15 protein-coding genes and 1 other annotated feature are annotated in these 13,835 nt (G+C 54.0%); of the genes, 5 read left to right on the top strand and 10 right to left on the bottom strand.

Annotated features, from left to right (window positions below; translation table 11 throughout):
- The 9 genes from pheT to ABLV04_RS09775 all read right to left on the bottom strand — a co-directional run bounded on the left by pheT (position 1) and on the right by ABLV04_RS09775 (position 8,558).
- Complete coding sequence (gene pheT / locus ABLV04_RS09815; protein ID WP_023290113.1) at positions 1-2,388, bottom strand: phenylalanine--tRNA ligase subunit beta; 2,388 nt, start codon at positions 2,386-2,388, stop codon at positions 1-3.
- A gap of 15 nt (positions 2,389-2,403) precedes the next feature.
- Complete coding sequence (pheS, locus tag ABLV04_RS09810) at positions 2,404-3,387, bottom strand: phenylalanine--tRNA ligase subunit alpha (protein ID WP_002909105.1); 984 nt, start codon at positions 3,385-3,387, stop codon at positions 2,404-2,406.
- A 63-nt stretch (positions 3,388-3,450) separates the two neighbouring features.
- Positions 3,451-3,575, bottom strand: a sequence feature (Phe leader region).
- Complete coding sequence (pheM, locus tag ABLV04_RS09805) at positions 3,526-3,570, bottom strand: pheST operon leader peptide PheM (protein ID WP_001386830.1); 45 nt, start codon at positions 3,568-3,570, stop codon at positions 3,526-3,528. It overlaps the preceding feature by 45 nt.
- Positions 3,576-3,693: 118 nt before the next feature.
- Positions 3,694-4,050 carry a 50S ribosomal protein L20 gene (gene rplT / locus ABLV04_RS09800; RefSeq protein ID WP_000124850.1) on the bottom strand — a complete coding sequence of 119 codons (357 nt, stop codon included), beginning with the start codon at positions 4,048-4,050 and terminating at the stop codon, positions 3,694-3,696.
- 50 nt (positions 4,051-4,100) lie between these two features.
- On the bottom strand, positions 4,101-4,298 hold the full coding sequence (gene rpmI / locus ABLV04_RS09795) for a 50S ribosomal protein L35 (protein ID WP_001124225.1): 198 nt from the start codon (positions 4,296-4,298) through the stop codon (positions 4,101-4,103).
- Positions 4,299-4,390: 92 nt separating this feature from the next.
- Positions 4,391-4,933 carry a translation initiation factor IF-3 gene (infC, locus tag ABLV04_RS09790; protein ID WP_004189469.1) on the bottom strand — a complete coding sequence of 181 codons (543 nt, stop codon included), beginning with the start codon at positions 4,931-4,933 and terminating at the stop codon, positions 4,391-4,393.
- A 3-nt stretch (positions 4,934-4,936) separates the two neighbouring features.
- The gene (gene thrS, locus ABLV04_RS09785; RefSeq protein WP_017900777.1) at positions 4,937-6,865 is read right to left on the bottom strand and encodes a threonine--tRNA ligase; all 1,929 of its coding nucleotides are present in this window, start codon (positions 6,863-6,865) and stop codon (positions 4,937-4,939) included.
- A 431-nt stretch (positions 6,866-7,296) separates the two neighbouring features.
- Complete coding sequence (locus ABLV04_RS09780; RefSeq protein WP_023290114.1) at positions 7,297-7,530, bottom strand: hypothetical protein; 234 nt, start codon at positions 7,528-7,530, stop codon at positions 7,297-7,299.
- 269 nt (positions 7,531-7,799) lie between these two features.
- Positions 7,800-8,558 carry a YdiY family protein gene (locus tag ABLV04_RS09775; protein ID WP_004203142.1) on the bottom strand — a complete coding sequence of 253 codons (759 nt, stop codon included), beginning with the start codon at positions 8,556-8,558 and terminating at the stop codon, positions 7,800-7,802.
- A 355-nt stretch (positions 8,559-8,913) separates the two neighbouring features.
- Here ABLV04_RS09775 and pfkB point away from each other — a divergent pair, with 355 nt between their 5' ends.
- The 3 genes from pfkB (at position 8,914) to ABLV04_RS09760 (ending at position 11,202) form a co-directional block, all read left to right on the top strand.
- Positions 8,914-9,846: a 6-phosphofructokinase II gene (gene pfkB / locus ABLV04_RS09770; protein ID WP_023290115.1), complete on the top strand. Its 933-nt coding sequence runs from the start codon at positions 8,914-8,916 to the stop codon at positions 9,844-9,846.
- Between the two features lie 93 nt (positions 9,847-9,939).
- Positions 9,940-10,224, top strand: coding sequence for a type V toxin-antitoxin system endoribonuclease antitoxin GhoS (gene ghoS, locus ABLV04_RS09765; protein ID WP_023290116.1), 285 nt, complete (start codon positions 9,940-9,942; stop codon positions 10,222-10,224).
- A 105-nt stretch (positions 10,225-10,329) separates the two neighbouring features.
- Positions 10,330-11,202, top strand: coding sequence for a fructosamine kinase family protein (locus ABLV04_RS09760; RefSeq protein WP_023290117.1), 873 nt, complete (start codon positions 10,330-10,332; stop codon positions 11,200-11,202).
- Between the two features lie 43 nt (positions 11,203-11,245).
- Here the strand turns inward: ABLV04_RS09760 and tonB are convergent, their stop codons facing one another.
- A complete protein-coding gene (gene tonB / locus ABLV04_RS09755; RefSeq protein WP_147733279.1) occupies positions 11,246-11,992 on the bottom strand; it encodes a TonB system transport protein TonB in 747 nt (248 codons plus the stop codon).
- A gap of 210 nt (positions 11,993-12,202) precedes the next feature.
- Between tonB and ABLV04_RS09750 the strand changes: the two genes are divergently transcribed.
- Both ABLV04_RS09750 and ABLV04_RS09745 read left to right on the top strand, forming a co-directional pair.
- Entirely contained in the window at positions 12,203-12,499 is a 297-nt protein-coding gene (locus ABLV04_RS09750; protein WP_002910042.1) for a YciI family protein, read from the top strand.
- Between the two features lie 685 nt (positions 12,500-13,184).
- Positions 13,185-13,832 carry a YceI family protein gene (locus ABLV04_RS09745; RefSeq protein WP_072421536.1) on the top strand — a complete coding sequence of 216 codons (648 nt, stop codon included), beginning with the start codon at positions 13,185-13,187 and terminating at the stop codon, positions 13,830-13,832.
- Positions 13,833-13,835: the final 3 nt, after the last annotated feature.

Genomic DNA, 13,835 nt, shown 5'->3' with positions numbered 1-13,835 from the left:
TCAATCCCTCAATGATGCCTGGAATCGCTCTTTTAATGCCTCTACACATCTGGCAACGGTAGCGGCAATCTCCTCTTCTTCGAGTGTACGGCTGGTATCCTGCAGGATCAGGCTAATCGCAAGGCTCTTATACCCTTCCGCCACACCTTTACCACGGTACACGTCAAATAAGTTTACGCCAACTACCTGATTTACGCCAACTTTCTTACATTCGGCTAAAACATCGGCGGCAGCCACGTTTTCCGCGACCAGCACCGCGATGTCGCGACGGTTCGCCGGGAAGCGGGAAATGTCGCGCGCCTGAGGCACCACGCGGTCTGCGAGCTTGTTCCACTCCAGTTCAAACACCAGAGTGCGACCGTTCAGATCCAGTTTACGTTCCAGCTCAGGATGAACAACCCCAATGAAACCAATGCGTTCACCTTTAAGATAAATCGCTGCGGATTGCCCCGGATGCAGCGCGGTGGTCGCTTCAGCACGGAATTCGATATCCGCTAATTTTCCGGTTAAATCCAGAACGGCTTCCAGATCGCCTTTCAGATCATAGAAATCGACCGTCTCTTTCGCCAGTGTCCAGTGCTCTTCGTAGCGGTTGCCGCAGATCGCCCCGGCCAGCATCACATCCTGACGAATGCCCAGCGGCGCATTGGTGTCCGGCACAAAGCGCAGACCGCTCTCAAAGATGCGAACCCGGCTCTGCTGACGGTTCTGGTTGTAGACCACGGTCCCCAGCAGGCCAGTCCACAGCGACAGGCGCATGGCCGACATTTCGCTGGAGATCGGGCTTGGCAGGATCAGCGCCTCTTCACCGGCGTGGATCAGCTGCTGGACTTTCGGGTCGACGAAGCTGTAGGTGATCACTTCCTGATAGCCTTTGTCATTCAGCAGCGTTTTCACGCGCTTCAGCGACAGGTCGGCTTCACGGTGGGTACCCATGATCAGACCCGCCTGCACCGGCTCATCAGGAATGTTGTTGTAGCCATAAACGCGAGCCACTTCCTCGACCAGATCCTCTTCGATCTCCATGTCGAAACGCCAGCTCGGGGCCACCGCCTGCCATTCGCCCTCGCCCACCGTCACTTCGCAGCCGAGGCGCTGAAGAATGTCAGTGACCTGCGCGTCGTCGATATGGTGGCCAATCAGGCGATCCAGTTTGCTGCGACGCAGAGTGATGGTGGCGCGTTTTGGCAGGGTCGCTTCGTTGGTCACGTCAATCACCGGGCCGGCTTCGCCGCCGCAGAGGTCGATCAGCAGACGCGTGGCGCGCTCCAGCGCTTTATACTGCAGGGCCGGATCGACGCCGCGCTCATAGCGATGAGAGGCATCGGTGTGCAGGCCGTGACGGCGCGCGCGGCCGGTAATGGACAGCGGGCTGAAGAAGGCACACTCCAGCAGTACGTTCTGGGTTTCGTCGTTAACGCCGGAGTGTTCCCCGCCGAAGATCCCGCCCATTGCCAGCGCTTTGTTGTGGTCAGCAATGACCAGGGTATCGCTGTCGAGCTTCGCTTCGGAGCCATCGAGCAGGACCAGGGTTTCGCCCTCTTTCGCCATGCGCACCACGATCCCGCCTTCGATACGGTCGCGGTCAAAGGCGTGCATCGGCTGGCCCAGCTCAAGCAGCACATAGTTGGTCACGTCAACCACCGCGTCGATGGAGCGGATACCGCAGCGGCGCAGTTTCTCTTTCATCCACAGCGGCGTCGGCGCTTTGACGTTGATGCCTTTTACCACGCGGCCCAGATAGCGCGGGCACGCCTGCGGGGCGTCAACCTGAATCGGCAGCACATCGTCAATGGTGGCGGCTACCGGGGTGATTTCCGGCGCGTTCAGCGGCGCCTTGTTCAGCACGGCCACATCGCGCGCGACGCCGATGATGCCCAGGCAGTCGGCACGGTTCGGGGTGACGCTGATTTCGATGGTGTTATCGTCAAGCTTCAGATATTCGCGAATATCGGTACCGATCGGCGCATCCGCCGGCAGCTCGATAATTCCGCTATGATCATCGGAAATGCCCAGCTCGGAGAAGGAGCACAGCATCCCCTCTGACGGCTCGCCGCGCAGCTTCGCGGCTTTGATTTTAAAATCGCCCGGCAGCACGGCGCCGATGGTCGCCACGGCGACTTTCAGCCCCTGACGGCAGTTTGGCGCGCCGCAGACGATGTCCAGCAGGCGTTCGCCGCCGACGTTGACTTTGGTGACGCGCAGTTTGTCGGCGTTCGGGTGCTGACCGCACTCCACTACTTCACCGACAACGACGCCGTTGAAGCTGCCGGCAACCGGCTCAACGCCGTCCACTTCGAGGCCCGCCATGGTGATCTGATCGGAAAGCGCTTCGCTGTCGATCGCCGGGTTAACCCACTCGCGTAACCACAGTTCACTGAATTTCATTGTTCTGTCCTGCCCTTATTTAAACTGTTTGAGGAAACGCAGATCGTTTTCGAAGAACGCGCGCAGATCGGTGACGCCATAGCGCAGCATGGTCAGACGCTCCATGCCCATGCCGAAGGCGAAGCCGGAGTACACTTCCGGATCGATACCCACGTTGCGCAGCACGTTCGGGTGCACCATCCCGCAGCCCAGCACTTCCAGCCATTTGCCGTTTTTACCCATCACGTCAACTTCCGCGGACGGCTCGGTGAACGGGAAGTAGGACGGACGGAAGCGTACCTGCAGATCTTCTTCAAAGAAGTTGTTCAGGAAGTCGTGCAGGGTTCCTTTCAGGTTGGTGAAGCTGATGTTTTTATCAACGATCAGACCTTCCATCTGGTGGAACATCGGGGTGTGGGTCTGATCGTAGTCGTTACGATAGACGCGGCCCGGCGCGATAATACGGATGGGCGGCTGCTGGTTTTCCATGGTGCGGATCTGCACGCCGGAGGTCTGGGTGCGCAGCAGGCGAGTGGCATCGAACCAGAAAGTGTCGTGGTCAGCGCGCGCCGGATGGTGGCCCGGGATATTCAGCGCATCGAAGTTGTGGTAATCATCTTCGATTTCCGGGCCCGTCGCCACGGTAAAGCCGAGCTCACCGAAGAAACTTTCAATACGGTCGATGGTGCGGGTGACCGGATGCAGACCGCCATTCTCAATGCGGCGACCCGGCAGCGAGACGTCGATGGTCTCTGCAGCCAGACGAGCATTCAGCGCCGCGCCTTCCAGTTCGGCTTTGCGCGCGTTCAGCGCCTGCTGTACCTGCTCTTTCGCTTCGTTGATGACCGCACCGGCTGCCGGACGCTCTTCCGGCGGCAACTCACGCAGGGTGGTCATTTGCAGGGTCAGATGCCCTTTCTTACCCAGGTATTCCACGCGGACGTTGTCCAGCGCAGCAACATCTGATGCCTCGTTAATGGCTGCCTTGGCACTGGCAACCAGCTCTGCGAGATGTGACATGGTTTTCCTCATTATGTCGGTGCAGACACCGGTTATAGTGAAATTAATATTCCGAATCCATATACGAAAAAAGCCTCCACAGGGGAGGCTTTCTGGCGCTGTTTTCCGTTTCTTCTTTCACGCGCTAGCCTCCTGAGTTCAGGTGCTAAAGTAAAAAAAGAAGCGGAAAATAGCAGCATTCATGCTTGCATTACCTTGTCTGGTAAGAAACGTCAGACCTGTATTGAAAAGCCTGCGCCGATAAAAGTCAATGTATTGATGGTGTTGAAACGAAAAGAGGGAGACAAGCTCCCTCTTTCAACTGGCTTATGCCAGAGCTGCTTTCGCTTTTTCGACCAGAGCGGTGAACGCTACTTTGTCGAATACGGCGATGTCAGCCAGGATCTTACGGTCGATTTCAACAGAGGCTTTTTTCAGGCCATTGATGAATTTGCTGTAAGAAATACCGTTCTGACGTGCTGCTGCGTTGATACGTGCAATCCACAGTTGACGGAACTGACGTTTACGTTGACGACGGTCACGGTAAGCGTACTGACCAGCTTTGATAACAGCCTGGAAGGCAACGCGGTATACGCGAGAACGCGCACCGTAGTAGCCTTTAGCTTGTTTCAAAATTTTCTTGTGACGTGCACGTGCAATTACACCACGTTTTACGCGAGCCATGTGTGCTCTCCTGTATCTATTCTAAGTTAAAAAAGTTAAACGTTAACGACTTATGCGTACGGCAGGCACGCGATAACCAGGCCCAGATCGCCTTTGGAAACCATGGCTTTCGGACGCAGGTGACGTTTACGCTTGGTAGCTTTTTTAGTCAGAATGTGACGCAGGTTAGCGTGCTTGTGCTTAAAACCACCTTTACCGGTTTTTTTGAAGCGCTTAGCAGCACCGCGTACGGTCTTAATTTTTGGCATTTTAATAACTTCCACTTCGCATTGTTAATAAACGAAACAAAGGCGAACAAAACCAGTGAGCCGAAGCCCACCGGAAATGTTTCTTGATGGCCTTACTGTTTCTTCTTAGGAGCGAGCACCATGATCATCTGGCGGCCTTCGATCTTCGTTGGGAAGGATTCGACTACTGCCAGTTCAACCAGATCGTCTTTCACGCGGTTAAGCACTTCCATACCGATCTGCTGGTGGGCCATCTCACGACCGCGGAAACGCAGCGTGATTTTGGCCTTATCGCCATCTTCGAGAAAGCGAATCAGGCTGCGGAGTTTTACCTGATAGTCACCTTCATCAGTACCAGGGCGGAATTTAATTTCCTTAACCTGGATAACTTTCTGCTTCTTCTTCTGTTCCTTAGAAGACTTACTCTTTTCATAAAGGAACTTGCCGTAGTCCATGATACGACAAACTGGCGGCTCGGCGTTAGGGCTGATTTCAACTAAATCTACTCCAGCCTCTTCAGCCTTTTCGATAGCTTCTCTCAGACTCACAATACCCAGCTGCTCACCTTCCAGACCTGTTAAGCGAACTTCCTGGGCGCGAATCTCGCCATTGATACGATTCGGACGTGCCGTTTGAACTCGTTTTCCGCCTTTAATACCTTATTCCTCCAGTTGTTGAAGACTGCGGCTGCGAATCTCTTGTTGCAGCTTCTCGATCACTTCATTTACGTCCATGCTGCCGAGGTCTTTCCCGCGACGGGTGCGCACGGCCACTTTGCCGGCTTCGACTTCTTTGTCGCCACAGACCAACATATACGGGACACGACGTAAAGTGTGCTCGCGGATTTTAAAGCCAATCTTCTCATTTCTCAAGTCTGCTTTTACACGAATGCCCGCATTTTGTAGTTTACGCGTCAATTCGTTAACGTATTCAGCCTGAGAATCGGTGATATTCATGACCACCACCTGCACTGGTGCAATCCAGGTTGGGAAGAAGCCAGCGAACTCTTCGGTCAGGATGCCAATGAAGCGCTCCAGAGAACCGAGAATCGCACGGTGGATCATGACCGGCACCTGACGCTCGTTGTTTTCGCCCACATAGGAGGCGCTTAAACGCTGCGGCAGAGAGAAGTCCAGCTGTACCGTACCGCACTGCCATGCACGATCGAGGCAGTCATACAGGGTAAATTCAATTTTCGGGCCGTAGAACGCCCCTTCACCCAGTTGATATTCAAATGGGATATTATTTTCTTCCAGCGCCACCGCCAGATCCGCTTCCGCGCGATCCCAGGTCTCGTCGCTGCCGATACGTTTTTCCGGGCGAGTCGACAGTTTGACGACGATCTTCTCGAAGCCAAAGGTGCTGTACATATCATAAACCATACGAATACAGGCGTTCACTTCATCGCGAACCTGATCTTCAGTACAGAAGATATGCGCATCATCCTGGGTAAAGCCGCGAACGCGCATCAGACCGTGCAGCGCGCCTGATGGTTCGTTACGGTGGCAGCTACCAAACTCCGCCATACGCAGCGGCAGATCGCGGTAGGATTTCAGCCCCTGGTTGAAGATCTGCACGTGGCCCGGGCAGTTCATCGGCTTAATGCAGTATTCACGGTTCTCAGAAGAGGTGGTGAACATCGCATCTTTGTAGTTGTCCCAGTGGCCGGTTTTTTCCCACAGCACACGGTCCATCATGAACGGACCTTTGACTTCCTGGTACTGATACTCTTTCAGTTTCGAACGGACAAAGGTTTCCAGTTCACGGAAGATAGTCCAGCCGTCGTTGTGCCAGAACACCATCCCAGGCGCCTCTTCCTGCATATGATACAGGTCGAGCTGCTTACCGATTTTACGGTGGTCGCGCTTAGCGGCTTCTTCCAGACGCTGCAGATAAGCATTCAGCGCTTTTTTATCTGCCCACGCGGTGCCGTAGATACGCTGCAACATTTTATTGTTGCTGTCGCCGCGCCAGTAGGCACCGGCGGTTTTCATCAGCTTGAAGTGATGGCAGAAGCGCATGTTCGGCACGTGCGGACCGCGGCACATATCGATATATTCTTCATGATGATACAGGCCAGGCTTGTCATCATGGGCAATGTTTTCGTCAAGAATAGAAACTTTATAGCTTTCGCCGCGCTTCACGAAGGTTTCACGCGCTTCGTGCCAGCTCACTTTCTTCTTGATGACATCGTAGTTTTTCTCGGCGAGCTCATGCATACGTTTTTCGAGCGCGTCGATATCTTCCTGAGTCAGGGTATGGTCGAGGTCTACGTCATAGTAGAAGCCATTATCAACAACCGGACCGATAGCCATTTTGGTGTTGGGCCACAGCTGCTTGATGGCATGACCTAACAGGTGCGCGCAGGAGTGACGAATGATCTCCAGCCCTTCTTCATCTTTAGCCGTGATAATAGAGAGGGTGGAATCAGTTTCAATCGGGTCGCAGGCGTCTACCAGTTCACCGTTTACCCGCCCGGCGATGGTGGCTTTCGCCAGGCCCGGGCCGATATCCAGCGCGACGTCCATCGGGCTGACAGCGTGATCAAAATGGCGTTGGCTGCCATCAGGAAGCGTAATTACAGGCATTTTATGTCCTTATTTGCAGTGGTGCCCCACACGAAAGAGCACATACAAAACTATATAATCATCATTATCATCAGGTTAAGGCGCAGTTCCCGCTTCACTCTGCGAAAAGAGGAGCACGACCGGAGCGATCGTTCCCGCCTGCTGCCGCCTGCTGATAACACCGGGGAGTAGTTTACACATCATTGGTACGTGATTAAAGCCGTAATAGCATAAATGATGGCGGAATGTGGAGAAAACAAGAGCCGCGCGGATAAAAGCAGAATATCCGTCAGGAAGACGCGAAAATAATCACCAGCGAAGCCGGATGATATTATGCGGACAAACTAAAAGAGACGCCTTGATATTGCCTGCGTGATGTTTAGCGCGGGTCGTTAAACCGGTACCACTCTACCCGGCTTAATAGTCCGCCCGTGAAGCAGTAGCCTGCGATATTAAGACCACTCGCCTGCTACCAGCGTATGCACATTAAAGGCATCGCTCATGGATTGTCCGGTACTACGGGAACCGGGGGCAATATTCGAACCGGCCTCAACGTCGGTTGCTTTGGCGATACCTACCTGCGTATGGTCCTGGTTACCCGACGGCGGAACTGGCGTGGCGGCTGATGCGCCAAAGGAAAGCACGCACAGCGCCAGGGCTGCGATGGTAAATTGGCTGTTTTTCATGATGTTTATTCTCTTATTACGGAAGACGGACCGAACAATGTCGCCATTCGGTCAGTGACTCTTAGTATAGATCCAGATCACATATTTGTCCGTCGAATATTTAGCTTTTCGTGTCAAATAGAATGAATATTTGTCAGCAAACGGAGAATAATGGAGAAAAGATGGAGACCCGTTTCTTTTTATAAAAACTAAAACGAATTGCCAGAAAAAATAATGTCACTTATTGCTAAATCTAAAACGATCAGGCCGGGAAACCCGGCCTGAAAATATTACATCTTATACCCGAGGGAGAGCGAGGTCCGGCGATCGGTATGCTCCGGCGCAGACGCAGGCGGCTCCGAGTTCCAGGTGACGTTGTACGCCACTTTCAGCGCAAAGTGGGCGTTAATCGCCACGTTTAACGCGCTCTCTGAGTTGACCGTGGTGTCCTCGGCGCCAAACACCGATACCCCTTGAGTAAATTTGGCGTTGTCGGTCATCTGCCAGGCCCAGGTTCCGGAGGCGTAACCCAGCGGCTGAGTGTCGGTATCCCCGTCGGTGTATTCGTCATAGCGGACGCCAGGACCAAATTCAAACCGCAGGCTATGCACTGGTCCGTTGAGGATTTGACGACCATAGCCCGCCGTCAGAACATCGCGCTGCTGATAGCCGTTGTAGCGGTCGGTTAGCCAACTGCCCTGCCCAAAGACGTAGTTCATATCGGTCAGGTTATAGCGGCTACGGCCACCGACAGCATATTTCTCTGAGGAGCGCTCATCGTTGGACGAGGTGTTGCTGGCGTTGCCCCACAGCGACCAGGCGGTGGTATTGCCATACCAGGTCAGGGTGGAATCGGCCGTCATTGAGGAGTTCTTGGTGTTGCCGGACTGCGCCAGGTAACCTGCGTTGACCACTCCTTCGAACGGTTTTTTGGCAGCGGAAGGGTCATCCATGACGGTAAATACAGAATCATCGGCCATTGCGCCAACAGACGCAAAAAGCCCCCCCGCCAGCATGACCGCTGCGGGTACTGTCTTTAAAAGCTTCATTATAACTCTCTAAAATACATTTTTTAGGACAGTACAAATGATGAACAGGCGTCACTTTGCCGGCTCATTGAATTTAGCGTCCGTACAACATAAAAGAGACCTGTGGGTCCCGGAAACTTTCGCGAGGATCGCGGAGTGCAGGTCCTAAGAAAGGTAGCAAATTATAAAAAAGCACGAATAACATAGCAATCATTTACTCTTTCGTTTTTTGAATAAGACAGCTCCGGAAACAATCTTTATTTCATAATGAAAATACAGGCTTCTTTGCAAATCTCTCAGGGACAGCACTTTCCCTCCCTGGATCATCGTGCCATGCTTAAATAAAGTACAGTCGCCGTATTAAGGAGGAGAAGGAATGACCAAAATTTATACGCTCACGCTGGCCCCCTCGCTGGATAGCGCCACCCAAACCCCGCAGATCTACCCGGAAGGGAAACTCCGCTGCAGCGCGCCGGTATTTGAACCCGGCGGCGGTGGGATCAACGTCGCCCGCGCCGTGACCTTTCTCGGCGGGAAAGCCACCGCCATTTTCCCTATTGGCGGCGCCACCGGCGAGCACCTTGCCGCCCTGCTGGCCGATGAGCAGGTGCCGGTCGAGACCGTCGAAACCCGCGACTGGACGCGACAGAACCTGCACGTTCACGTAGCCGCCAGCGGCGAACAGTATCGCTTTGTGATGCCCGGCGCCGCGCTGACAGACGATGAATTCCGCCGTCTGGAAGAGAAAGTCCTGACCATCGACCCCGGCTCTCTGCTGGTGATCAGCGGCAGTCTGCCGCCAGGAATCAGCGTCGAAAATCTGATGCAGCTGGTTAAGCATGCGCAACAGCAGGGCCTGCGCTGCATTATCGACAGCTCCGGCGACGCGCTGGCCGCCGCGCTGGACGTCGGCAATATTGAATTAGTGAAGCCAAACCAGAAAGAGCTCAGCGCCCTCGTGCAGCGCGATCTGAGCCAGCCTGATGACGTCCGCCTTGCTGCTCAGTCGTTGATCCAGTCCGGTAAAGTTCGCCGGGTGGTGGTCTCCCTTGGTCCGCAGGGGGCGTTGGGGGTTGACGCCAGCGGCAGTGTTCAGGTGGTGCCGCCGCCAATGAAAAGCCAGAGCACCGTCGGCGCCGGCGACAGCATGGTGGGCGCCATGACCTTACGTCTGGCGGAGAACGCCAGCCTCGAAGACATGGTACGCTTTGGCGTCGCCGCCGGTAGCGCCGCGACCATCAACCAGGGCACCCGCCTCTGCTCGCAGGCCAATACGCAAAAAATCTACGATTATCTCTGCGGGCGTTGATCTCCCCTGCCCCTCCCCGCTGGCGGAGGGGAACCACGATATTTGCAGGATGGTCTATGCTGGAAAGGCCATGCATAACAACGGGGTGTAGAAATGAGCAATGATATTACCGCCTGGGTCGTCAGCGTGAACTTCCACGAACAGGCGCTAACGGAGATCAATGAGGTCAGCAACCATTTTACCCGGGCAGGGTTTGTACTGACGCTCAATGATGAAGAGGGCACTCCCCATGAGCTGGGCACCAATACCTTTGGCCTGCTGAGCGCCCAGGCAGCCGAGGAAGTGAAGGCCCTTAGCGCCGGACTGGCGGAAGCGGCCCTTGGCCGCCCGGCGGAGATCGCCGTCAGCACATTCGCTGAATGGTTAAAAGCTCAATAAGTGCGTTTAGCGCAACGTAAAGCGTCAGTTGTGCGTCAGTTCCAGGTTTACCCGGTAGTAATGCGCTAACCTTATGATATGGTGGAAAACATGGGGAGAGACAGCATGTGGCAAGCAATCAGTACTCTTTTACGCGATTGGCATACCGAAGACGCTGAAATCGAACTGAAAACCGAGCTGCCCGGCGGAGAGATCCATTCCGCCTGGCATTTGCGTTTCGGCGGCAAAGATTACTTCGTGAAATGCGACGAACGGGAACTCCTGCCTATCTTCACCGCCGAGGCCGATCAGCTGGAGCTGCTGTCGCGAAGCAAAACCGTTCGCGTACCGCAGGTCTTTGCCGTCGGCAGCGATCGCGACTACAGCTTCGTGGTCATGGAATACCTCCCTCCCCGTCCGCTGGATGCGCATAACGCTTTCCTGCTGGGCCAGCAGTTAGCCCACCTGCATCAGTGGAGCGATCAGCCGCAGTTCGGTCTGGATTTTGATAACGATCTTTCCACCACGCCGCAGCCCAACGCCTGGCAACGTCGCTGGTCGGTGTTTTTCGCCGAGCAGCGTATCGGCTGGCAGCTGGAGCTGGCGGCGGAGAAAGGGTTGCACTTTGGCGATATCGATACCTTAGTCGATGTGGTACAGCAGCGGCTGGCCAACCATCAGCCGCAACCTTCGCTGCTACACGGGGACCTGTGGTCCGGCAACTGCGCCTTAGGGCCGGATGGCCCCTACATCTTCGACCCGGCCTGCTACTGGGGCGATCGCGAGTGTGATTTAGCTATGCTGCCGATGCACCCGGAACAACCCCCGCAGATCTATGACGGCTATCAGTCCGTCTCACCGCTGCCGGCTGGTTTTCTCGAGCGTCAGCCGATCTACCAGCTTTATACCCTGCTGAACCGGGCGATATTGTTCGGGGGCCAGCACCTGGTGACGGTCCAGCAGGCGCTGGACGATGTCTTGATGGAAAAAACGCGTTAGACAAGGTTTACGGCGGACCTCCCCGGTCCGCCGCCCTGCATTATCAGTTAATCTCGACGCCGTTGAGACGGAATTTAATGGTCATCGTCACGCCGGTTCCCGGTTTTGCCTGCTCGTAACGCCATCTGCGCATCGCGCTTTTCACCTCGCGCTCAAACATATTCGCCGGCTGGGCGGAGAGGATCTGCAGATTATCAATTCGGCCATCAGGCGTGACGTCAAACTTCACCCGCACCGTTCCTTCAATGCGCAGCGCCTGAGCGCGCGCCGGATAGGTCGGCTGAACGCGGCTGATCGCCCGCGGGCCGCTCGGGGCAGTGACGGTGGGTTTGGCCGCTGCGGTGGAGGTGCTCGGCGCGGTGCGCGCTGGCGTCGTATTGTTGTTTTCAAACGGTGAAGCCGGACGCGGCTCCGCGGCCGGTCTGACGTCCCGCTTCGGCTGCTCAACCTTTTTCTCCGGCCTGGGCTTCGGTTTAGGTTTGGGCTTCGGCTTAGGTTCTGGTTTATGGATCACCACCGGCGCCTCTTTCGGCGGCTCAGGGACCACCTCAGGCTCCGGCTCCGGTTCAGGTTCAACAACGGGCTGCACGACGGGTTGCGCCGCCGGGGGCGGCTCAAGATCGGCCGGCGCCACCATCGTGATCTCTATCGGCTGCGTCGGGGAAGGCTGTTCAATAACCTGATGTACCGAGGTATAAAGCAGCCCCGCCACAACGGCACCGTGGATAGCCACGGATAACAGCGTTGGCCACGGGAAGCGGCGAGGTAAATCAAGGGTCATTGCGCTCATAGTCGTTTCTGTTGAAAAATGATGCTCCGATTTTAAATGCAAATAGCAATCATATTCAATAAGCCGTCTTAACCTGAGTCAATTTTTGCCACCATTTGCGGAAAAAAGCCGCGTCGGCGGGGCATTCGACGCCGGGGCGCATCTTTGCATTGCAGTCCATCGTCGTTTAACTTAACGTAATTCGCCTGTTTAATGATAAGGAGCTTTGCCGTGCTTTACGTTATCTACGCTGAAGATATCGCCGATTCTCTGGAAAAGCGGCTCTCGGTTCGCCCCGCGCATCTTGCGCGTCTACAACTTTTACATGATGAAGGTCGGCTGCTTACCGCCGGGCCAATGCCGGCCGTTGACAGCAACGAACCGGGCGCAGCCGGATTCAGCGGCTCAACGGTGATCGCTGAGTTTGAATCGCTGGAAGCGGCTCAGGCCTGGGCTAATGACGATCCGTATATCGCCGCCGGCGTCTACCGCCAGGTCTCTGTTAAACCATATAAGAAGGTATTTTGAAAATACCCTTTTCTTTTTCTGGTTAACGGCAACAACGCACCAGGCCATCAGATGAAAGGGCGCATTTTGCTACATCACATTAAAATGTCGCCCTTTTTAACCGCACGCAAGCGTTGGCTGTTATCCGCCTGAGACGCCAGGAAGATGAGCACATCCCTTCTCCTTCGACAACATCATCGACCCTCACCTCGCCTTTTGCGGCCATTGAAAATGCTGGACCAAACGTCGACGCCGGGCATGATTTTGAATTGCTAATGTATTGAATCAGTCTGCAACAGAGGTCTTGCATTGGATTTAGCGCTTGCTTTACAAGCCAGCACATCCTGACATCGCCCGGTAAATCCAAAACACAATTGAAAGAAGATCGTTAAAGAGAGATAGATGCTGATCAACAGATATAAAGGCCTGGAGTAAATAAGCATGCATATCCCGTTCCGCAGGTATGGGACCCCATATCACCATCTTACTGCATTCAGAAACGCGGTGGCTTGAAAGCGTCTGAAAATAAATGAAGTGCGCTGATACAGGCACATATCAATATGGAATGAACGTATAAAACTACGCAACCAGATTTACGTTGCAGATGATCATTTTTTAAAGTCGATTAATTTCGCTGCGTAAACTTCACGCAGAGTAATTGTAGGGTGATTTTTGGTTGATTAAAAAATTTGAACGGGAATAACAAATGTTTTCAATAAGTGCCACATTTTTTTGGGCTACCATTTATGTACCTGACGCTTATGAGGATTTTTATGTGAATACCCTGAAAAAAACCGCATTGCTTTCTCTGCTTGCCTTATATATTCCTGTGTCACAAGCCGCAGCGACAGAATATAGCCTGGATCCGCAGCATACTTCCGTTGTTATTGCCTGGAACCATTTTGGCTTCTCTAACCCTACAGCGTATATCTCTGATGTTTCAGGGAAACTGTCTTTTGACAAAGACAACCCGGAGCAATCCTCTGTGCACGTCACGCTGCCAGTCAAAACCATTGACACTCACGTCAAAGCGTTAACGGATGAGTTTTTAGGCAAAGAGTACTTCGATGTCAACACGTATCCTGAGGCCACTTTTCAGAGCACCCGAGTGGAAAGTAAAGGCGGCAATAAATATGATGTTGAAGGTAACCTGACCATTAAGGGCATCACCAAACCGGTTGTATTGCATGCCACTTTGAATAAACAGGATATGCATCCGATGGTGAAAAAACAGGCCATTGGTTTTGATGCCACAGGGGTAATAAAACGTTCAGACTTCAAGCTTGATAAATATGTTCCGGCGGTGAGTGATAACGTGACTATCACGTTATCCACGGAAGCCTATGCCAAATAAATT

Origin of the sequence: Klebsiella sp. JN_Kp127 (assembly GCF_040062505.1) — a bacterium.
In the GTDB taxonomy this organism is placed as follows: Bacteria; Pseudomonadota; Gammaproteobacteria; order Enterobacterales; family Enterobacteriaceae; genus Klebsiella; species Klebsiella quasipneumoniae.
The sequence above is the reverse complement of the archived record's forward strand: the minus strand, read 5'-3'. Positions and strand labels throughout refer to the sequence as shown.